Source organism: Microcoleus sp. D2_18a_B4, assembly GCF_036702475.1.
In the GTDB taxonomy this organism is placed as follows: Bacteria; Cyanobacteriota; Cyanobacteriia; order Cyanobacteriales; family Microcoleaceae; genus Microcoleus.
Genome location: NZ_JAUBTL010000015.1, coordinates 1 through 22131 on the forward strand (window position 1 = coordinate 1; position 22131 = coordinate 22131).

Genomic DNA, 22131 nt, shown 5'->3' on the forward strand with positions numbered 1-22131 from the left:
CTCAAGCCAATTTTTCTGATGAGTTTAGCTGAGTTTTCATCCCGATCCAAAGATTCTCGGCACTGACAAGAATGCCAGCGTTCCGATAATTCTTTCGGGACTTTATTGAGGCAGTTCCAGCAATGCTGAGAAGTTCCTTTTGGATCGATAAGCAAAACGCTTTTACCCAATTTCCAGGCGACATATTTTAGGGCGCTAGCGAACTGCCCGTGAGCAGCATCAAGCATTGATTTATTCAAGCCGCTCTTAGCTGACTGACCGTTGGGCAAATAAACCAAATTACCATTCTCAATATCAGTCTTAGGCTTGGCACGTCTAGTCAGATTTTTGACACTCAAGTCTTCAATAACTAAAACATCACATTTGCCGAAGAGCTGCTGTGCTATTTTGAACTGAAAATCTAATCTAGCTCTAGCTACAAACTGGTGGAGTTTAGAAATCCTGTCCTTGATAATTTTCCAAGGCTTAGAACCTTTGACTTTTTTAGCTAGTTTCGCTTGAAGCTTTGCTAATTTTTCAGCCGACTTCCTCCAGAATCTAGGATTTTCTACTCTTTCGCCATTAGAAAGATAAACGTAATTAGTAATTCCCAGGTCGATACCCACAGTATTTTCATCAGTCGGTTGAATTTCTGCAACCGTTACGGGAACTGTCTTATCTTCTAACGTCAAGGAAATATACCACCCATCCGCTTTTCTGATGACACTCCCCGTCTTAACTTTGAACCCTGTTGGTATTGGACGATGAAAAACCATCGGTACTTGACCTATTTTTGCGAGGTCGATACAAATCCTATTTTGCTCATCCTTAACGATATGTAAATTATCTAGTTGAGGGTATGTGAAAGATTTGTAGTAGTGAAGCCCCTTGAACTTGGGCTTGCCTCTACGATTGCCATTTTTGTCGGGCGTAGTAAAGTTTGAAAAGGAAGTTTCCACTCTGTTAACGACATCTTGCAAGACCTGAGAATCTAACACTTTATAATCAGGAAATAGCTTTTTTGTGTTTTTCAGGTCAGCCAATTGTATCGTCTGCCACTGTACATATCCGCCTTCAATGTTCGAGAAAACATCACCTTTCCTGGTCAAAGGATTGCCTAATTCATCCTTTTTTCTACCATCCCTAGTCTGCACTCTCGTCAAAGGAATGTTTTGATAAATCTCCTCAACAGGGATTATCGAAACAACTAATGGACAGGCATTGATAGGCGTTCTCGTGGCTTCCCACCACCTAAATCTTTCACGCCCGTCGGTAGTTGTACTGTCGGCGACCGAGTTCTAAATGAGCCACAATTGTTGCTAGTTGGGCTTTGGTGGGTTTGAGGCGGTATTTGTAAGTGAGTTGCATTTTTAAACTTCCTTTTTTCGACCTTTGCATAGTATAGTTTGTGTACGTCCAAAATGCAACACCAAAAATTACCATTTCAACACTTGGAAGTACATTGAAAATCAAGATGCTCCCGAAGATTGATTCATAGTAGCCAAGTTTAATTGTCGGCTTCCGTCCCTCCATCCGACGAGCCTTCCATCACGCGGGCGTAATTTATTCGGGGTACGGGGCGCAGCGCTCAGATATGTCCCCTCTAAATATACCGAGGGACTTCCCGGCTGGTAGTTAAAAAATTGGCCAGAAATCATAACTTGCAAGTTTTGTCTAATTTGCAGGTTTTGTTATATCGATTTAAAAATTGGCAACGGCTAAGGCAAAAACCGATCCAAAGCCGCTTTCAACTCTTCAATTTCGGTATCAATATTGCCTTCTTTCGCGGCTCTGGCGATGCACTCAGTTAAGTGTTCGTCAAGAATGATTCTCGCTACGCGATCGAGCGCGCCTCGAACTGCAGCAACTTGCACGAGAACTTCGGGACAGGGACGGTTTTCTTGCACCATTGTTTTAATGCCGCGGACGTGTCCCTCAATCCGAGACAAGCGATTTACCAGCCGCCGCCTCGATTCTTCATCGTGATGGTGAGGGTGGGCTGATTCAGCGTCGTGATGGTGGTGGGAATTTGAGGGCAAGGATTTGTCAGTAGAAGTATCAGATAGAATCATTGGGGTTATACCATTTTAGATTTTAGATTTTAGATTTTAGATTGGGAATGAGTGATTTGGTAATGGTTGGGCCCAGGGGCCTAGAGTTGCATTCTTTTTTTGAAACTGGTATTACGAGGGAAATTTAAAAGTTAGAATTCAGAATATGTTGAGTTGGTGCGGGCTAGTGACTCATGTATTGTAACTGTCAAAATATATTTAGGATCTTTATGGTGACAGATTATTGAGTCCGCACGATCGCACACCCTTACCAGACTAACCCAGACTAACAAAGATTGACGCTATGCGACTATTTAAGTTTTTTCGCCCCGCCCCTCGAACCGGTGATCGTTGGTTCGCCCTAATTTTAGGAATGACGATCGCCCTGAGTGCGTTAGCAATCAATGCTGCACCCGCTGCAGCCGCTGATGGCAGCAATCCGCCCAACTTACAGTTCCAGAGTTTCCCAGCCACCGCTGCGAATCCGCAACTGTTAGCACTGCGGGGTTCGGAACTCCCAGGGGATACCGGCAGTTTTGTAACGGCGGCTGTCGATCGAGTCGGGCCGGCAGTTGTTCGTATTGATACCGAGCGCACCGTCAGTCGCAACCTCGACCCCTTAATGGAAGACCCATTCTTCCGTAGATTTTTGGGAGAAGATTTACGCAGCCTGACCCCCAGACAAGAACGCTTACGCGGTCAAGGTTCCGGCTTCATCATTGACAAAAGCGGGATTGTTTTAACCAATGCTCACGTAGTTGACAAAGCCGATCGAGTGACTGTCACCTTAAACGACGGCAGGACATTTCCAGGAGAAGTGCAAGGTACTGACGAAGTAACAGATTTGGCTGTTGTCAAAATTAATACCAAGCAATTAAACCTGCCGACTGCCACCTTGGGAGATTCCGACGCGGTGAAAGTGGGAGATTGGGCGATCGCCGTGGGGAACCCCCTGGGATTTGACAACACCGTCACTTTAGGCATCATCAGCACCCTCAAACGCTCCAGTGCAGCCGTCGGCATTCCCGACAAGCGCCTTGATTTCATTCAAACCGACGCCGCCATCAATCCCGGCAATTCCGGTGGCCCCCTGTTAAACAGCAGAGGAGAAGTGATTGGCATCAACACGGCGATTCGAGCTGATGCAATGGGTATTGGGTTTGCGATTCCGATCGACAAAGCCAAAGCCATCTACGCGCAGTTAGCCAAGGGAGAAAAAGTCAGCCATCCGTTTTTAGGGATTCAGATGATTGCTTTGACTCCTGAAATGGCCAGAGAGAATAATTCTGACCCCAATGCTCCTTTAATCGTGCCGGAAGTGAAAGGGGTGTTAGTGATGCGAGTTGTGCCAAATACGCCTGCTGAGGAAGCAGGGATTCGCAAGGGGGATGTCATCGTTCAAATTGACGGCGAGGGAGTGACTGAACCCGAACAGTTGCAAAATTTGGTGGAAAACAGCCAAATCGGTCAAATTCTAAAACTGAAGGTGCGCCGCGGTGCCCAGATTAAAGAAGTTCCGGTTCAAACTGCTCAACTGAGAGATTTTTAACTAGAACGGGAAGGGGGGAAATCGTTAAAACCCCCTCTTCGACTCGATCGCGTGCTGGGCATAAAAATTGTTAACCAATGAAATAGGATTGCTATCATATAGCCTTTTTCAGAAAGATGAGGTACTATCCGGCCTAGGGCATAGGACATAGGGGATAGGGCATAGGGCATACCTCACTTTTTTGAGAACCGCTATAGATGATTTAAATTCACTCAACTATGACCGAATATTGCGCCTACTTTTAACTCAAATCCTGATGTAAAAGGATCTCGCCCTTCAGTCTAGAGCGCACTCTAACCGCTTCAGCTCAAATCCGCGCTTCATCGGAATCACAAAGTCGAGTCAAGTGGCAATCATATGTATCTTCGATCTATCAGCGCAATTTTGAGTTTATCGACCCACAGTCAACTGTCAAATTTCAACCAGAAAAACTCTTGATTGACTTAAATACGGATCGCTTTCTAACTCTTTAATTTACCAACTAAAACGCCCAATCATTGCGATAACCCTGGCAACTATGCAGAGTTATAGTATCATTTGTAACAGTTTCGTAATTCATCAGGAATTAAAGTAAGTGGGTTCAAATAAACATTACATGATAGGCAGAGTTTTGCACTGCTCACATCTCTCTTAGTATATATTCTAGGCTAAGCCAGCCCCTAGAAAAGCTTACAAAATATTATTGTTTTTTTGCGATCACCTACTTATATTAGCCATAATTAATAGACATAAAATAAAAAATTAGGGAGAATTTAGTATGACCTCTGTGGAGTTTGAAAAAAAAGCCATGACTGAAGAAGAGGAGGCAAAGTTATGGGAAGTGTTCAAAGTATTGGACGCGGACGCCAGCGGTGCTATTTCATCAGAAGAACTCGGTCAAGTGATGCGATCGCTAGGACAGAGTGCTAACGAAACCGAGCTGCGCGAAATGATCGAGGAAGTGGACTTAGACTCGTCGGGCAGTATCGATTTTGAGGAATTCAAAATCCTGATGATGTCCCAGCAAGGCGATCGCCAGAGTCGTCTCAAAATGTCATTTAGTGTATTTGATGAAAACGGTAGCGGTCAAATCACTAAAAACGAGATGCAGGATGTGATGAACCCGTTTGGGCTGACAGAGCCAGAGCTCGATGAGATCATCGAAGAGGCAGACCATGACGGCAATGCCTTAATTGACTTTGAGGAATTCTGCACACTAATACCCGATGAGCCAGAGATCGCAACAGGAGATCAAGAATCGCCGATTCCGGTTGTCAGTGCACAGATAACCGAAATTTCAGATAGTACAGAGGCTGCGGCTGCGATCGAAAGTATAGCCACGGCTGTCAACGAGTCAGCTTCTGCCACTATTGAACCTAATCTAGAAGATCTACAAGAACCACGCACCGCTTGCAATCGAGAAATAGCGCGCCTAAAAGAACTACTCGCCCAACACCCACAAGCCCAGAAGAAGCGCGGTACGTCCCGCTTGGAGATGCAGATTGGTTTGTTTCGTCTGATCCAGGGAGCAGCCTACCGCAGCTTCCGCGAGAGTTTCTGTGCCAACCACGAGACTCACCTGTGCGTGAGAGACTTGCCATACAAAATTGCTGATTTTGTGCGATTTGTCAGGAGTGCGATCGCCCTTTATAAAGGATTGGGTGTAGCAGAGTCGGCGTGCTACCCTCTACTGGATGCTGTAGTTAAATCGCTCGAAGATGAATATGCCCGACTAGAGCATCGCATCAAGAACTGGAAAACCATAGAAAAAACTCCTGAAATGTTGGCCCAAGAACAAGCCATGTTGCAGGCGCGGGATAAGTCTGCCACCGCCAAGGAGAAGTTTGGGGCGGCAGTCGAGTTGGCAATGACCATCAAAAAGGATAGTCCCAACTTGCGTGACATTGCCGAGGGTGTGCTTGCCATCAACGAACTCAACCGACTGCGAAACATCGAGCTGAGTGAGAGCATGGCAGCGCCACCAGCCAAATCCGAGGGAGATCCCAAGGAGTACCTGAAGAAGTGGAACCGCGTCATCCTCTCGGAGGCATCAGAGGAAATAGATGGTGCGATGATGCCAGTAGCATATTGGTATGAAGACTTTATGCCGAAGTTGCTGGCTGCCTTCAGCGTCATTAGCGCAGCAGACATTCCCTTCAACACGGTGCCTGACGAAGCAGCTTTAAACGAGTGGTACGAAGCGACTAAAACGTCAGGGGAATTTGGGCGTTATGGGGCGGATGTTGCAGAAAACTTTCCCAAATGCGCTCCAAAACAGAAGCTGATGCTTCAACAGGCATGGCGCTTGACGCACCACTACCTCAATGGGATACAGAAACGGCGCGAACGCTTAGAGTCTGGGCGCGAGTCTGGGGAACTCTCGCAATATGTGGCGTTTATCGATGTGTATATCGATCGCACTGAAGTAAAGAATTCACAAATGCGGGTCAGTTTCCCTTACTATATTGGCCCTGCGGTGTGGCGTTTCTTGCACACTACGGCTGAGATAGTCTCTACCAAGACGCCAGAACAGCAAAAAACTCTGGTTGTCATCTTCAAGCACTTCTTCAACCTGTTTGCCAGTATGTATCCCTGCCCCTACTGCCGCCACCACCTCAACGCCTACGTCGTGCAGAATAAAGAGGTGGAAATTTACCCTGTGGAGTACCTCGTGCTTGGGCGCGACCCGCGTCTGAATAGCTTTGAGGTATCAATGGAGGCAAAGCTTTCCACGGTAGTAGATGGCCCTTCTCTGCGCTTATTCTTCTGGAAGTTGCACAACACTGTCTCCTCATCAATTGCGCGATCGGAGGAGTGGTATCAAAAGGATGAGGAAGCATTCTACACCACCCGTTATTGGCCCAGCATTGAGTCTGAGCTAGCACGAGCCAAAGCCCTCAAACAAATCAGCATTGCCACCGATCGAATGTACCGCCTCTACACTATACTCAAGCCCGCAGCACGACTGACAGGGGTGAGAGCAATATTGCATAAGCTGTTGGATAAGAGGGATGAGGAAGGCATCAAGGAGGTATGCTTAGTTGCTCAAGATTACATCCAGGAGTTGGACGAGGCGATCGTCACCGGACAATTCCTACAAGAGACATATTACTTTGACCCTGACCTTGTGGATGAACCTCCTGTCTTCACTCCTGAAGAAGAGGAGTTTGCTCGCAGCGGTGTGTTCGTTGAGGCTACTTGAATATCCGTCATTAGTCATTAGTCATTAGTCATTAGTCATTAGTCATTAGTCATTAGTCATTAGTCTTTAGTCAACAGTCATTAGTCATCAGTCAACAGTCAACAGCCAACAGTCAACAGTCAACAGCCAACAGTCAACAGCCAACAGTCAACATTCAACAGTCAACAGTCAACAGTCAACAGCCAACAGTCAACAGTCAACAGTCAACAGTCAACAGTCAACAGTCAACAGTCAACAGTCAACAAGCACGGACGGTGCAACCAGAATCGATATCATGCTTCTTGCCTATCCCAAAATTCCAGATAGTAAAAATTGCCCTCACGAACAATGTGTAGCTTTTGAGAAGTACGATGGCACTAATTTGCATTGGGTTTGGGAAGTTGAACTTGGTTGGTATGCTTTTGGTACGCGCCGCAGTAGATTTGATTTGGATGAGATGGGAATTGCAGAATTTAATGCTGCACATCCAGGTTTAGAAGAAGCACCGGAAATATTTAAAAGAGACTTTGCTAGTCCCTTAGAGTCTATATTTCGAGAGAACGAACTGTATCACTGCCCTGAAATTACTGTGTTTACAGAGTTTTTTGGTGCTAACTCGTTTGCGGGAAGGCACAAAAAGGACGATCGCAAACAACTGGTGCTTTTTGATGTGGAAACTGAGGGCGGTATGGTTGTTCCCGATCGGTTTATTCAGGATTTTGGTAAATTAAATATTGCGCGAGTGATTTATCGCGGCAAACTGACGGGCAAGTTTATGGACGATGTTCGCAAGGGGAAATACGGTGTAGATGAAGGTGTTGTGTGCAAGGGAGGCCGCAATGCTAATAATCTGTGGATGGTGAAGATTAAGACTGATGCGTATATGCAGAGATTGCAGCAAGCTTTTAAGGATGATTGGGAAAATTACTGGGAGTAATATCAAACTGATAGATCGACGGTCACAAGCCAAAGTGGGAGAAATCGGCAACCCCCTTGGATTTGATAATACCGTTGCGTAACTCATCAGGAATTAAAGTATATTGGTCATAATCAATAGACAGCCAATAAAAAATCAGGGAGGATTTAGTGATGACATCTGTGCAGCTTGAAAAAAAAGCCATAACTGAAGAAGATGTGGCAAAGTTATGGGAAGCTTTTAAAGTATTTGACGCGGACGGGAGCGGTGCTATCTCATCAGAAGAACTGGGTCAAGTGATGCGATCGCTCGGCCAGAGTCCTAACGAAACCGAGCTGCGCGACATGATCAAGGAAGTAGACGTAGACTTGTCGGGCAGTATCGATTTTGATGAATTCAAAATGCTGATGGTATCCCACCAAGGCGATCGCCAGAGTCGTCTCAAAATGGCATTTAGTGTATTTGATGAAAACGGGAGCGGTCAAATCACCAGAGACGAGATGCAGGGTGTGATGAGCCAGTTTGGGCTGACAGAGCAAGAACTCGATGAGATCATCAAAGAGGTAGACCATGACGGCGATGCCTCAATTGACTTTAAGGAATTCTGCAAACTTGTACCGGATGAGTCCGAGATCACAACAGGATATCAAGACTCGCCGGTTCCGATTGTCAGCACACAGACAACCGAGGTTTCAGATAGTACAGCGGCTGCGATCGCAAGTACAGCAACTGCTATCAACGAGGCAGCTTCTGCCACTATTGAACCTAATCTAGAAGAAGCACCCACCGATAGCAATCCAGAAATAGCGCGGCTAAAAGAACTACTCGCGCAACACCCACAAGCCCAGAAGAAGCGCGGTACGTCCCGCTTGCAGATGCAGATTGGTTTGTTTCGTCTGATCCAGGGAGCAGCCTACCGCAGCTTCCGCGAGAGTTTTTCCGCCAACCACGAGACTCACCTGCGCGTGAGAAACTTGCCATACAGAATCGCTGATTTTGTGCAATTTGTCAGGAGTGCGATCGGGCTTTATAAAGGATTGGGTGTAGTAGAGTCGGCGTGTAACCCTTTACTGGATGCAGTAGTTAAATCGCTCGAAGATGAATATGCCCGACTGCAAGATCGCATCAAAAACTGGAAGACTATAGAAAAAACTCCAGAAATGTTGGCAGAACAAAAAGCCATGTTGGAAGCGCGGGGTAAGTCTGCCTCCGCCAAGGAAAAGTTTGCGGCGGGAGTCGAGTTTGCCATCACCATCAAAAAGAAAAGTCTCAACTTGCGTGACATCGCCGAGGGTGTGCTTGCCATCAACGAACTCAACCGATTGAGAAAAATGGAACTGAGTGAGGAAATGGCACCGCCACCAGCCAAATCTGAGGGAGATCCCAAAGAGTACCTGAAGAAGTGGAACCGCGTCATCCTCTCGGATGCCTCAGAAGAAATCGATGGTGCGATGATGCCAGTCGCCTATTGGTATGAAGACTTTATGCCGAAGCTGTTGGCTGCCTTTAGCGTCAGCACAGCAGCAGACATCCCTTTCAACACGGTTCCTGACGAAGTGGCTTTAAACCAGTGGTACGAAGCTACCAAGGCGTCAGGGGAATTTGGGCGCTATGGGGCGGATGTTGCAGAAGGCTTTCCCAAATGCGCTCCAAAACAGAAGCTAATGCTCAAACAGGCATGGCGATTGACCCACAACTACCTGAACGGGGTACAGAAACGGCGCGAACGCTTGGAGTTTGGGCGCGAGTCTGGCGAACTCTCGCAATATGTATCGTTCATTGACGTTTATATCGATCGCAGTGAAATAAAGAATTCACAAATGCGCGTCAGCTTCCCTTACTATATTGGCCCTGCGGTGTGGCGTTTCTTCCACACTACGGCTGAAATCGTCTCTACCAAGACCCCCCAACAGCAAAAAACTCTGGTGGCAATCTTCAAGGACTTTTTCAAGCTGTTTGCCACTATGTATCCCTGCCCCTACTGCCGCCACCACCTCAACGCCTACGTTGTGCAGAATAAAGAGGTGGAAATGTACCCTGTAGAGTACCTCGTGCTTGGGCGCGACCCGCGTCTGAATGACTTTGAGGTATCAATGGAGGCAAAGCTGTCCACCGTAGTAGATGGCGCTTCCCTGCGCTTATTCTTCTGGAAGTTGCACAATACTGTCTCCTCATCAATTGCGCGATCGGAGGAGTGGTATCACAAGGATGAGAAAGCATTTTATACCACTCGTTATTGGCCTAGCATTGACTCTGAGCTAGCACGAGCCAAAGCCCTCAAACACATTAGCATTGCCACCGATCGGATGTACCGTCTCTACGGTATGCTCAAGCCCGCGGCACGACTGACAGGGGTGAGAGCAACTTTGCAAAAGCTGTTGGATAAGAGGGATGAGGAAGGCATCAAGGAGGCCTGTTTAGTTGCCCAAGATTACATCAAGGAGTTGGAGGAGGCGATCGTCACGGGACAATTCCTACAAGAGACATATTACTTTGACCCTGACCTTGTGGATCAAGCTCCAGTCTTTAGTCCAGAAGAAGAGGAGTTTGCTCGCAGCGGTGTGTTCGTAGAGGTTGCTTAGATATTAGTGAGTAAAAAGTTAAGTTTTTAAGCTTAACTTTTTACCGATCATAAAAAATTAGACAAATTAGGTGATTAACATTCTGAGTAGATTTATAGTAGAAGGAAGAAGTCGATGTGAAAATGCAATTCCAGGCAATTGTTTGAGCGATCTAGAACGTCCTGACCCTCTTGGCGGTTGCCAGGGAGGTGACAATGCTAATAAGTTTTTAGAGTTGCCTGTTAGTGGTAATGCCAATGTAATTGTTACGGGTGATTTAGATTTATTGGTATTAAATCCTTTTCAAGCAGTAGAAATTCTTCCTCCTATAGTTAAGATCGGTGACATAAAAGATGACTAATAAACGAGAGCTTTCAGAACAGGATATTTGTACACAGTATATTTTACCTGCTTTAGTTCTAGCGGGGTGGGATATTAGCAAGCAAGTCCGAGAACAGGTTTATTTTACTGATGGTCGAATTTATGTTAAAGGGAATCTAACCCAAAGGGGTAAGGGTAAAAAGGCTGATTACATTCTTTATTATAAACCGAATATACCGATTGCTGTTATTGAAGCTAAAAAAAATATTTATCCTCTTGGTGCTGGTATGCAGCAGGCTTTAAACTATGCAGATATTTTAGATTTACCTGTGGCTTTTAGTTCTAATGGGGATGGTTTTTTAGAGCATGATAAATCGGGCTTTTCTAGTTTGATTGAGCGAGAATTAAGCCTTGATAATTTTCCGAGTCCTGATCAGCTTTGGCAAAAATACAAGAAATTTAAGCAGATTGAAACCACAGAAGCCGAAGAAATAGCCAGCTTTGATTACTTTTTTGATTCTCAAGGTCGCCAGCCGCGCTATTATCAGCAGATCGCGATTAATCGGGCTGTAGAAGCGATCGCCAAAGGTCAGAATCGTTTACTATTGGTGATGGCAACTGGTTCGGGTAAGACTTATACCGCTTTCCAGATTATTTATCGGCTATGGAAAAATGGCATCAAAAAACGAATTTTATTTTTAGCCGATCGCACATCTTTAATTAGTCAGACAAAACGGGGTGATTTTAAGCATTTTAAAAATAAAATGACAGTGATTAAAAAGAAAGTAATTGACACCGCGTTTGAAATCTATTTATCCTTGTATCAGGGTTTGGTTAATTATGATGATGAAGATGCTGATGCTTATCGAGAATTTAGCCGAGATTTTTTTGATTTAGTTATAGTTGATGAATGTCATCGAGGTAGCGCTGCTGATGATAGTAAATGGCGAGATATTTTAGAGTATTTTAGTTCGGCAACTCAAATCGGATTAACGGCAACCCCAAAGGAAACTAAGGAAGTTTCTAATATAGAATATTTTGCCGATCCGATTTATACTTATTCTCTAAAACAAGGAATTGATGATGGTTTTCTCGCACCCTATAAGGTGATTCGAGTCGGTTTAAATGTCGATTTAGAAGGATATCGCCCCGAAGCGAGTAAGCTAGATAAATCAGGGGATTTAGTCGAGGATCGGATTTATAATTCCAAGGATTTTGACCGGAATTTAGTCATTGATGAACGGACACAAGCTGTGGCAAAAAGAGTGATGGATTTTTTGCGACAAACAGATGTTTACTCAAAAACAATTATTTTTTGTGTTGATGTAGAACACGCGGAGAGAATGCGACAAGCGATCACCAATGAAGCAGGAGATTTGGTCAGGGAAAATTATAAATATGTGATGCGAATTACTGGAGAAGATAAGGAAGGGAAACTGGAATTAGATAACTTTATTAATCCCGAAGAACGTTATCCGGTGATTGCGACAACTTCTAAGTTAATGACGACGGGGGTTGATGCTCAAACCTGTAAATTGATTGTACTGGATTCTAATATTCGTTCTATGACCGAATTTAAACAAATTATTGGACGTGGAACAAGGATTAATGAACAATTTGATAAGCGATTTTTCACGATTATGGATTTTAGAAATGTGACGGATCTGTTTTCGGATCGAGCATTTGATGGTGATCCGGTGATGATTAAGGAAATACGGGATGATGAGGAATTTACACCAGAGAATATTATCGGCGATCCCACCGAGGAAATTATTGATCAGGAGACGGGCGAAATAATTAATTTCGATCAAAATAATGATCTTCCTGAAAATCTAAAACCGACAATTATTTCTGGTGGTGAAATTACTACAGAAAAACAGGGAAAAGTTTATATTGCTGGGGTAGATGTGACCATTTTAAATGAGCGGATTCAATATCTCAATGATAATGGGGATTTGGTGACAACGAGTTTAAAAGATTATACTAAACAGAAATTGCTGCGAGAATTTAGCAGTTTAGATCAATTTTTAGCCCGTTGGAATGAAGCGGATAAAAAAAGTGCTTTGATCGCAGAACTGCGAGAACATGATATTATTGTTGAGAATTTACAGAGGGATATTAAAAAAGATTTGGACTTATTCGATGTGATTTGTCATATTGCTTGGGATTGTCCCCCCTTAACTCGCAGGGAACGGGCAGAAAATGTCAAAAAACGAGATTATTTTACTAAATATGAGTCACAGGCGCGAGCGGTTTTAGAGGCTCTTTTAGAAAAATATGCTACCGATGGGATCGAGAATATAGAGGAGCTTTCTGTGCTAAAATTAGAACCGCTTAAGCAATTTGGATCTCCAGGGGAGATCGTTAAACGATTTGGGGGTAAACCTCAATATGTTTCAGCTTTGCGGGAATTGATGTCTGAATTGTATCAAGTAGCAGCATGAAAAATCTGGGCGGTAATATTAAAAGTCTGCGTAATTTTATGCGGAGAGATCCGGGGGTGTCTGGCGATGGACAACGGATCGAACAGTTGGGCTGGTTACTATTTCTCAAAATTCTTGATGCTAGTGATTCAGAGTTAGAATTGCTTAGGGATGATTTTGTTTCCCCTATTCCTGAAAGGTTGCGCTGGTGTAATTGGGCGGCGGATAAGGAAGGAATGACGGGGGATGAGTTACGGAATTTTATCGATCAAAAATTGTTTCCGACTTTGAAATCCCTTGATATTAGCACCGGGAATAAACGGGCGATGATCGTGCGAGAGATTTTTGAGGGTACGAATAATTACATGAAAAATGGGACTATTATTCGTCAGGTGTTGAATAGTCTCAATGAAATTGATTTTGAAAGTTCGGAAGATCGTCATTTATTCGGTGATATTTACGAAACTATTTTGCGGGAACTTCAGACTGCGGGCGCTTATGGTGAGTTTTACACGCCTCGCGCTTTAACTGAATTTATGACAGAAATGGTTAATCCCCAGTTAGGAGAATTTGTACTCGATCCTGCTTGTGGTACGGGTGGTTTTTTGACCTGTGCGATTAATCATTTACGTCTGCAAGGTTTGGATGATGTACGGGATTTAGTAACATTAGAAAAAACGATTAAGGGGATGGAATTTAAGCCTTTACCCTTTATGTTAGCGGTGACAAATTTATTTCTCCATGAAATCGAAGTTCCGAATATTGAATATACTGATAGTTTAAATCGGGAATATACTTCTATTGGTGATAAAGATCGGGTTGATGTAATTTTAGCTAACCCTCCTTTTGGGGCTTCGGTGACTGATGGGGTACAGGATAATTTTCCGATGAGTTATCGTACTACAGAAAGCGCAGATTTGTTTTTATTGTTGATGGTGCGGTATTTACATAATGGCGGACGGGCTGCTATTGTTTTACCGGATGGATCGTTAACGGGGGATGGGGTAAAGGCGCGGATTCGTCAGCATTTATTAGAGTCTTGTAATCTCCATACTATTGTCCGTTTACCTAATTCGGTGTTTCAACCTTATGCGTCTGTGGCGACAAATTTGTTATTTTTTACTAAAGGGAAACCGACAAAGGAAATCTGGTATTGGGAACATCAATTACCCGAAGGAGTGAAGGCGTATTCTAAGACGAAACCGATTAATAAAAATGAGTTTAAATCTTTAAAACAATGGTGGCATAAGCGAGAGGAAAATCCGCAAGCATGGCGGGTGAGTATTGAGGATTTAGAGAAAAATGGTTTTAATATAGATGTCAAAAATTCCCATATTTCGGAACTTGAAAGGGGTTATAGTTCGGTTGAGTTGTTGGAAATGTTGCATGATTCTTTTAGAAAGAGCGATCAATTATTAGAGATTTTAAAGAAGGAAGGAATTAATGGTTAAAACTCTCAATTTTCAATTTTGCAAACTGACGTTCATAAAAACTGATAATGAAGAATTAAATCAATTAGAAAACACTATTCTAATGAGGGCTATTTTCAATGAATATAATCAACCTCTACCTCTAAAAAAAGCGTTATCAAAAACACAATATGGTTTTTCTGCTTCAGCCCAAAATTCAGGAAATTGTAGATTATTAAGAATCACCGATATTAAAGAAGATGGTATTGACTGGGATACAGTTCCTTTTTGTGATTGTAATGAAATTGAAAAATATAGATTAAACGAGAAAGATATATTAATTACTCGAACAGGCGGGACTACGGGAAAAACAACGTTAATTCAAGAAATAAAAGAAACTAGCATTTTTGCAAGTTACTTGATCCGGCTTTCTATCTCTGAAGATTACAATCCAGAATATATTTATTTGTTTTTAAATTCCTATTTGTTTTGGAATCAAATTCTTGATTTAAAAAATGGAACTGCACAGCCTAATGTAAATGCAAATAAAATGACAACTATAATATTCCCATCATGTCCTAAAGAAATTCAGGATAAAATTGTAGAATATAAAAAAGATAAAGCTGTACAAATTTCTGTTTTAAAACAAGTTCAATCCGATTTTCAAAAAATAAATATTTCACATAAAAATTTAAAGTCAATTATTATAGAAAATGAAAAGCAATCAAATATAATTTCCCAACTAAAACAGGCGATTTTACAAGAAGCTATTTCAGGTAAATTAACAGCAGAATGGCGTAAACAAAACCCAATTCAAAAAGGGAATCCAGACACCGATGCAGCCGCACTCCTCACCCAAATCAAAGCGGAAAAACAACAATTAATAGCTGATGGAAAACTCAAAAAAGAAAAACCTCTCCCCGAAATTTTACCCGATGAAATCCCGTTTTCTTTACCTGATAGTTGGGTTTGGACAAGTTTTGGTAATGTAATAATAGATATCGAAGCTGGAAAAAGTCCAGATAGTCTTAGTAATCCAGCACCATTAGAAAAATGGGGTGTTATTAAAATGAGCGCAATATCATGGGATATTTTTTTAGAAGATGAAAATAAAGAATTAAAACCAGGCGTGCCGCCATTTAAAGATAAAGAAATTAAAAAAGATGACTTTATTATGACTCGTGCAAATACAAGCGAACTTGTAGGAAAAAGTGTAATTGTAGGAGATGTTCGAGATAAATTGCTACTTAACGATAAGACTCTTAGAGTTAGATTTCCAGAAGATTTATCGAAAGAATATTTTAACTATTTTAACAATGGAGAATTGGCTAGAAGCTATTATGCAAGCGTAGCAAAAGGTTCAAGTCCATCAATGAAAAATGTGACTCGCGATAATATTAAAAGCCTGTTAACTCCCCTTCCCCCCCTTGCAGAACAAAAAGCAATAGTAGAAAAAGTAAATTATTTAATGAAAATAATAGACCAATTAGAAGCACAAATCAAACACCGAAAACAACTAGCAGAAGACTTGATGCAAACAGTGTTAAGAGAAGCATTTGAATAGCCCCCAACTGTTACCCCAAAAATATATCTTCAATAATCGTATTCTCAAACAAAATTGACTCTATTATTTTGTGTTTGGATGCGATCGCGCTGGCAAAAGTAATCACTAACCATGCTACCAAAAGTTAATTTAACACGCGATCGCCCCCTACACAAAATTAGCCGGATCTTGATCTCGCCGATGCTTCAGCAGAATCGGAGAACCTTGGCCATCACCCACCAAAGCCGCCGTTTCCTCCAACGCTTCCCTCAATCGCTTGGCGGCGTAGATGGACATATCGCGCGGCACATTCACCCGATCGCGCAAATACCGCAAAGCCGCATCAGAACCAGCCGGCGGCGTACAAACTTCGCCAGTCATCATCAAAGTTAAAGCACAACGCAAAGCCTCATCAAATAAGTTGTCATCAGCAGGATTAACTCGAACGATGTTGCGGTGGTGCTTAATGACGCGGTGAAGTGCTTCAGCGCGGGAGGTTTCCGGTTCTGGATACATCACATCCGGCAGTCCAGCCCAAGGCCCATTATCCACGCGGGCTTTATTGAGTAACATCTGCGGTTCGCCGTTTTCATAACACCCGCCCATCTGAGGCGGTAAATCGTGGACGTGGGTGTGAAAGTCGCTTTGAGTGCCGCGATAGGTAGGGCGGGTTTCCATCGCCGCAAACCAGTCAGCAAAGCGCGGGTTTTCTTCCCGCATCGAGTAGCCTTTGTAGTAGTAAAGACTGGCATTCATGCGTTCGACGTAGGGCGTAAAGATGACATCCGCAGTGCCAAATTCATCGAGGAAATAAGGCCCCGGAGTGCTAGCGAGAGCCTTTTCTACCTGGGCGACGACGCTGATAAATTGGTTGCGGTTGTGCTGTTCTACTTTGGCTGAACTTGCTGGGTAGCACAGCCAAGAGCACCAGCCTCTAAATAGCAGTCGCTCTAACCGCCGCAGGGGTATTACTGCGGGGTTTTCCATGCCCAAACCCAAGGGGCCATAGACTCGTTCGAGGGCGATTAAGATATCATCGCTTTCGGTGATGATGCGGCCGTCTAGTTCGATCGCCGGTAGCATTCCCGATGGCACTTTCCGCTTGTACCAACTTTCCTTTTCCCCATAGCAGAACATGGTAACTTTGTCAATACGGTAGGGAATTTGTTTTTCTTCCAGCCACAGCCAGATTTTTTGGCAGTAGGGACACCAAGCATGGTTATCGCGGTACAGAGTGACTCGCACATCGGATTCGGTTTTACCGAAGAGGCGCAAGCGGGATTGGGCGTTGGTTGGCCCGTTGACGCGATCGACTTCAAAGTCTGTGAGGGCTTCTAATTCTGTCCAGCTTAGGGGGGTCATGCGATTTTAGATTTTAGATTTTAGATTTTAGATTGGAGAATTGAAGAGAGCGACTTCTTCGTGGCAATAATAGAACTTACGCACCAACTCTATCTGTAGGGTGCGCTGTGCGCGCACCTTACCCCTACCGATAGCGCATTCAACTATTTTTTGGTCTTAGTCGTGAATAAGATAGTTGGTTCTCCGTTAAAAAAGGCTTTGAGGACTGAAGTCCTCACTACAAACTTAACTACAATTAAGGCGACATTTGGGGAGGGGGTGGGGCGTCTTGAATTTTAGCCAGTGCTGCTTTCATTTCAGGAGTGGCTAGCAACTTTTGGGTATCTGCGATCAAACGATCGCCCCAGAGGTTTTCTTTGAGATATTCTACGGTAGCATACCGTTTGTCGAGTTTTAGAGCTGCTTCTCCCATCGCTAAGCCTTTTGCTTTGTCGCCTTTGCCGTAGAGTGCTACTGCTAGAGCTAGCATTGCTTCGGCTGCTTTGTCGTCGATCGCGATCGCTTCTTGCCAGCGTTTGATGGCGCTATCAACATCTCCCATTTCGTATTTGACTAATCCGATATTGTTGACAGCAGGCCACAGGTTTTTTTCTAAAGCAAAGGCTTTTTCGTATTGGGCGATCGCCTGATCAAACTGCTTTAGCTTATAAAAAGCATTGCCTAAATCAAATAATGCACCTGGAGTGTCTGGTTTTAGTTTCAACCCTGCTTGCAAATATTCAACTGCTTTCTCGTAATTCGATTTCCGAAAGTAAGCTTCTCCCAAGACAAATTTAATTGATGGATTTTCTGGCGACAGAGATTGAGCTTGCCCTAAAGCTTCAATGCCTTTGTCAAACTGCTCGACTTGAAGGTACAAGCTGCCTAACAAAGTCCAAGTTTGAGCATTTTTGGGGGCTAACTGTGTGGCGAGTTCGGCTCTGGGTACCGCTAGTTGGTACTGCTGGAGTCTGGCTAGCTGGACGGCTTCTTCTGCAAGGCTCAAGGCCGTTTGTTCGAGTTGGGCCGAGTCGATTTGCAGGGTGTAAGGCAGGAGTGCCTGTCCAACAGCAGGCTCGGGCATTGTCCACAAACCGAGTGCGAGTAGCAGAGATATTAAAGGAATGCGATTAGGCACTGTACAGCCCCAGAAAAAAATATAAGGGTTTCTCGATCGCCTATAATAACTCATATTTTTGAGTTTTGATATTGCTTCTTGACTCGCAACACTTCTGGGTTTTCATTTAAATACTTCTCAAATTATGTTTGCACTCAGGATAGCCGTTTTTCTTCACTATTTTAGAGACGACTGAGAAGGTCACTACAAACAAGCTAAGTTATGAGCTATTATAAAGTTGAATCAGTTAATAAATAAGGCTGCGCGGTTGTCAGTTAAAGCTCTACAAAATTCTGTTTTAGGTCATAAATAATAGTTTATTTTTACTGATTTATAAACGAGTTAATTCCGCACTACAAACCTGGTAAATCCTTCATTTTCACGAGCTTGAGTGAGTTAATAAAGCCTGTTGAATTTTATCTAACAATTGTGCTGCTGATAAGGAAGAAGGCAAAATTTTTGCAGATACTTCTTGCAGTAGAAAGTCGATCGACTCGGATTCCGAATTTACGGCATACCGATAATCCCAGACTAAAATTGGCAGTTTTACTGCCATTTGGCGCAGGTTGGATAGCGCCTGCAGCATAGCGGTTGATTCTGACGGGGCATCTCGCAAGCACAGCAAAACTAAGTCAACGCTTTGATATTGCAACTGCTGCAAAACTTCTGTCCAGCTCTGAGCGATCGACCCTCGAAATCCTGCGGTGTGGATGTACTGGATCAAAGCTTGAAAGTTGGGAGTAGAAAACTGGGAATTGGGGAGGGGAATCTCGGCATTTGTCGATCGATCGCCATGTTCCAATTCTTCCGTCGGGTTCCCCCCAGAAGAGGAGTGCAAATCGGGTAAAGTCGAAATGTCGGCAAATAAAATGCTGGGCTTCCAACTCATGCCCGCAGCAACTTGAATTACTTGCCACAAAGCACTTGGCATTAACCCGGTTGGTGAATTTTCACCGTCGTCGGGACTGCTAGTGGCTAAACAGGGAAATACCGACAATCCTTTGACTTGATTTGCCAGTTGCGTAGTTCGGGGGTCTAAAGTCACCAAGGGGAGAGAACCCAAATTTCGAGAGCGACTTAACTGTTCGATAAAAGCTAAGGGGTTTTGTAGTTGACTTGTACCATCCAAGACGATCGCGTCGGGCCGCCAAATTCGGGCCACGAGTTCTGCTTGGCCGAGGTCGTCTGCTTCTAAAACCCGGCAGTAGTTGGGGTTGAGCAGTAAAGCGGAACCTTGAGACGAACTGTTTTGCGGGCTGAGCCACAACACAGTTAAAGAACTCTTCACTTTGCCCGTACTAGAATTACGGCCGATCAAGTCTGTCAGCAGCCGCCGCAAAGCGGGTTCTTCCACCGGCAAGCTCAAAAAGCCTTCGGCCCTGTTGACACTGGCCCGTTCTTTTTCGCCTCTGGTGGCCGTGACGATCGCCGGAATCGATCGGGTATCCGGGTCACTCTTGAGCAGCGTCAGCACGTCCCAACCCGACAGCAGCGGCAGCAGCGGGTTGAGGAAAATCGCTTCGGGACTGAACCTGCGAGCTTTTTCCAGCGCTTCGGTGCCGGAACGGGCGACTATTACTTGGTAGCCCAAACCTGAGAGGACGTTGGTTAAATCTTCGATATATTTGGGAACTGCTTCGACTATTAATACTAAACGAGAGCGAGAATTGGCGATCGGAGTCGGATATTGGGGTTTTAATAATTCTTCCTCAGCGGCTCCCGGTGCCGGGACTTCTTCGCTACTGTTTCCCGGAGGATTTGGTGGCAGCAGCAGGGTAAATTGAGAGCCTTGGTTTTCGGAGGAAATAAACGAAACGTCTCCGCCGTGGAGCCTAGCTAGGCGTTGAGTCAGTACCAGTCCCAGTCCGGTTCCTTGAAAGCGCCTGGTGAGGGGGCTTTCTAGCTGTTGGAATTTCTGAAATATCAGGTGCTGTTTGTCGGCGGGGATGCCGATGCCAGTGTCCCAAACTGTGAATGCGATCCAGCCTTCCCAAACATTTACTTTCAATCCGATTTTGCCGCCGAGTTCGGTGAATTTTAGGGCGTTGGAAAGGAGGTTAACCAGCATTTGCCGCAGTCGCAGTTCGTCGGCAATTAAGTGGCTCAGTCCCTGTTCTATTTCGAGTGTAAATTCTATTTGGGCGGAGGGTTCTGCGTTTGCTGTACCGTCCGTTTGGCTCGCGCTGGGAGGGTTTTTTTCTTCTTGCTGTTGCAGTTGTTTTGCTTGTTCAAAGGCTCTTTGGCAGGTTGAGGCTATTTCGACAGGTTCGGGAATTAGTTCTAGCTGCCCGGTTTCCATCCGGGTCAAGTCTAATATATCGTTAACTATTGTCATCAAATGCCGCCCGCTTTTATGGATTAGTTTGGCGTAGCGTGTTTGGCGATCGTTGAGTTCTCCGATCAATTTATCTTTGAGGAGGCTGGACAAACCGAGGACGGCGGTGAGCGGGGTTTTTAGTTCGTGGCTGATGCAGGATAAAAATTCGTCTTTTAGTCTGTTGAGGTGGATTAAATCTGCGTTTTTCGCTGCTAGTTCTTTGGCGACTAAATGTTCTTCGGTGACATCTTGTCCCATTACTAAAATTAGCTTGTCTGAGAGTGGCTGTTTGACAAATTGCCAGATCCGTTCTTGACCTTTTTGTACCGGGCACTCGCAAATGTAGGTGTCTGGTTTGCCGGCCATAGGACACCAAGCTGCAGCGGTTAATGTTGAGGGGGAGGCGGCAGCGTACAGGGGCAGCGGGCAACTGGCGGCTGCGGTTGAATCACGCGCGGCGAAGCTATCCCGCAGGGAATCGTCCGATCTACTTGCTCCTACTAGGCTCCTGGACTCTTTGGTGATGGCCTCTAACTGCACGCTATTGTATTCGCTTGTTAAATTGCTTGGTTTGCGGGGCGAGTGTTTACCCAAATTTGCTGCTGGTTCTGGAACTGGTTCTGGGCCTGCTCCCAGCAACATCCGCCACGCTGCGTTTTGGCTGACTATTTGTGCGGTAGGGGTTTGCAATCTCAGGGGCAGGGGCAGTTTTTCCAACAGTTCAACTAGGGAGTTCAGGTTTTCCGAAGGTTTCAATCCTGCTTCTAGAAAGCGCACTTGAGCGCCTAGGGCCGTGGCGATGGCTTCGGAAACCGGCCTTAATTCGATTTCTTTGACGGCTGTTGCCTGCTCTGGGAGGCTGCTGAGAGAGCTGCTGTTAAGTGCGGCGAATTGCAGCAGGCTCAGGCTGTCTAGCATTCCTAAAAATTGACCGCTGGCATCTGTGAGGGCGATCGGGTTGTTTGAGGAAATGCCTGCGGTTTGACGGTTTGGCCGGGCTGGGGTGTTCTGTTCCTCTGTTTGCAGGTACTGCCAGAATTCGCTGACGCTCATAGCGGCGGGTAATGCCCTGACTGGTTCGATCGCGATCGAGCTTTCTGACAAAGGTTGCTGCCCGTCGTTTGTGCGATCGGCTCCCCAAGCCCAAAGGCTGCGGAGGTACACTAATCCCAGCGGCTGTAACTGTTCGTTGACTACTGCGACTCGATCGCAGTTGCAGGATCTGAAAATTGACTGCAGCGATGCTAGCGCTGCCGTTTGGAGGCACAGCGGCACTGGCTCGATAAAATTTTTGAGACTGGGGGTGGTGACTGGCATAACAAACCTGAGAGTCTGCTCGCGAGAGCAGTAATATTTTTGATGCTCAATGTAGCTGCGAATTTCTGTATCTTATTTGTTTTATATCAGTTCGCTATCAGGCTCGGTATCCGCACCGAGACCGGGG

The 22131-nt window shown here is 44.7% G+C and carries 14 protein-coding genes; 8 read left to right on the forward strand and 6 right to left on the reverse strand.

The window, feature by feature from the left end; all coding sequences use genetic code 11:
• From QUB04_RS11345 to QUB04_RS11355, 3 genes are all read right to left on the reverse strand, one after another.
• On the reverse strand, window positions 1-1133 hold a 1133-nt coding region (locus QUB04_RS11345), incomplete at its 3' end, for a transposase (RefSeq protein WP_333284385.1).
• Between the two features lie 106 nt (window positions 1134-1239).
• Complete coding sequence (locus QUB04_RS11350) at window positions 1240-1347, reverse strand: helix-turn-helix domain-containing protein (RefSeq protein ID WP_333284207.1); 108 nt, start codon at window positions 1345-1347, stop codon at window positions 1240-1242.
• 350 nt (window positions 1348-1697) lie between these two features.
• Window positions 1698-2051, reverse strand: coding sequence for a metal-sensitive transcriptional regulator (locus tag QUB04_RS11355; RefSeq protein ID WP_333145411.1), 354 nt, complete (start codon window positions 2049-2051; stop codon window positions 1698-1700).
• 283 nt (window positions 2052-2334) lie between these two features.
• On the opposite strand from QUB04_RS11355, the gene QUB04_RS11360 reads away from it, so the two are divergent.
• From QUB04_RS11360 to QUB04_RS11395, 8 genes are all read left to right on the forward strand, one after another.
• Window positions 2335-3579, forward strand: a complete 1245-nt coding sequence (locus QUB04_RS11360; protein WP_333284209.1) for an HhoA/HhoB/HtrA family serine endopeptidase — start codon at window positions 2335-2337, stop codon at window positions 3577-3579.
• Between the two features lie 787 nt (window positions 3580-4366).
• Window positions 4367-6760 (forward strand): EF-hand domain-containing protein, encoded by a 2394-nt coding sequence (locus QUB04_RS11365; RefSeq protein ID WP_333284211.1) that lies wholly within the window; start codon window positions 4367-4369, stop codon window positions 6758-6760.
• Window positions 6761-7034: 274 nt separating this feature from the next.
• Entirely contained in the window at window positions 7035-7676 is a 642-nt protein-coding gene (locus tag QUB04_RS11370) for an RNA ligase family protein (RefSeq protein WP_333284213.1), read from the forward strand.
• 149 nt (window positions 7677-7825) lie between these two features.
• The gene (locus QUB04_RS11375; RefSeq protein WP_333284215.1) at window positions 7826-10237 is read left to right on the forward strand and encodes an EF-hand domain-containing protein; all 2412 of its coding nucleotides are present in this window, start codon (window positions 7826-7828) and stop codon (window positions 10235-10237) included.
• Between the two features lie 142 nt (window positions 10238-10379).
• A complete protein-coding gene (locus QUB04_RS11380) occupies window positions 10380-10577 on the forward strand; it encodes a hypothetical protein (protein WP_333284217.1) in 198 nt (65 codons plus the stop codon).
• On the forward strand, window positions 10570-12981 hold the full coding sequence (gene hsdR, locus QUB04_RS11385; RefSeq protein WP_333284219.1) for an EcoAI/FtnUII family type I restriction enzme subunit R: 2412 nt from the start codon (window positions 10570-10572) through the stop codon (window positions 12979-12981). Before QUB04_RS11380 ends, hsdR begins: the two co-directional genes overlap by 8 nt.
• Window positions 12978-14411 carry a class I SAM-dependent DNA methyltransferase gene (locus QUB04_RS11390; RefSeq protein ID WP_333284221.1) on the forward strand — a complete coding sequence of 478 codons (1434 nt, stop codon included), beginning with the start codon at window positions 12978-12980 and terminating at the stop codon, window positions 14409-14411. Before hsdR ends, QUB04_RS11390 begins: the two co-directional genes overlap by 4 nt.
• Window positions 14404-15933, forward strand: coding sequence for a restriction endonuclease subunit S (locus tag QUB04_RS11395; protein ID WP_333284223.1), 1530 nt, complete (start codon window positions 14404-14406; stop codon window positions 15931-15933). Before QUB04_RS11390 ends, QUB04_RS11395 begins: the two co-directional genes overlap by 8 nt.
• A 147-nt stretch (window positions 15934-16080) precedes the next feature.
• Here QUB04_RS11395 and QUB04_RS11400 read toward each other — a convergent pair whose 3' ends face one another.
• The 3 genes from QUB04_RS11400 to QUB04_RS11410 all read right to left on the reverse strand — a co-directional run bounded on the left by QUB04_RS11400 (window position 16081) and on the right by QUB04_RS11410 (window position 22004).
• A complete protein-coding gene (locus QUB04_RS11400; protein ID WP_333284225.1) occupies window positions 16081-17274 on the reverse strand; it encodes a glutathione S-transferase family protein in 1194 nt (397 codons plus the stop codon).
• A 235-nt stretch (window positions 17275-17509) separates the two neighbouring features.
• Window positions 17510-18391 (reverse strand): tetratricopeptide repeat protein, encoded by an 882-nt coding sequence (locus QUB04_RS11405; protein ID WP_445301046.1) that lies wholly within the window; start codon window positions 18389-18391, stop codon window positions 17510-17512.
• Window positions 18392-18749: 358 nt separating this feature from the next.
• Window positions 18750-22004, reverse strand: coding sequence for an ATP-binding protein (locus QUB04_RS11410; protein WP_333284229.1), 3255 nt, complete (start codon window positions 22002-22004; stop codon window positions 18750-18752).
• Between the last annotated feature and the right edge of the window lie 127 nt (window positions 22005-22131).

Excerpts from the sequence above, each read along its gene's own strand:
- QUB04_RS11350 (WP_333284207.1), bottom strand. The coding sequence starts at position 1,347 with ATGCAACTCACTTACAAATACCGCCTCAAACCCACCAAAGCCCAACTA.
- QUB04_RS11355 (WP_333145411.1), bottom strand. The coding sequence starts at position 2,051 with ATGATTCTATCTGATACTTCTACTGACAAATCCTTGCCCTCAAATTCC.
- QUB04_RS11360 (WP_333284209.1), top strand. The coding sequence starts at position 2,335 with ATGCGACTATTTAAGTTTTTTCGCCCCGCCCCTCGAACCGGTGATCGT.
- QUB04_RS11365 (WP_333284211.1), top strand. The coding sequence starts at position 4,367 with ATGACTGAAGAAGAGGAGGCAAAGTTATGGGAAGTGTTCAAAGTATTG.
- QUB04_RS11370 (WP_333284213.1), top strand. The coding sequence starts at position 7,035 with ATGCTTCTTGCCTATCCCAAAATTCCAGATAGTAAAAATTGCCCTCAC.
- hsdR (WP_333284219.1), top strand. The coding sequence starts at position 10,570 with ATGACTAATAAACGAGAGCTTTCAGAACAGGATATTTGTACACAGTAT.
- QUB04_RS11390 (WP_333284221.1), top strand. The coding sequence starts at position 12,978 with ATGAAAAATCTGGGCGGTAATATTAAAAGTCTGCGTAATTTTATGCGG.
- QUB04_RS11395 (WP_333284223.1), top strand. The coding sequence starts at position 14,404 with ATGGTTAAAACTCTCAATTTTCAATTTTGCAAACTGACGTTCATAAAA.
- QUB04_RS11400 (WP_333284225.1), bottom strand. The coding sequence starts at position 17,274 with ATGACCCCCCTAAGCTGGACAGAATTAGAAGCCCTCACAGACTTTGAA.
- QUB04_RS11410 (WP_333284229.1), bottom strand. The coding sequence starts at position 22,004 with ATGCCAGTCACCACCCCCAGTCTCAAAAATTTTATCGAGCCAGTGCCG.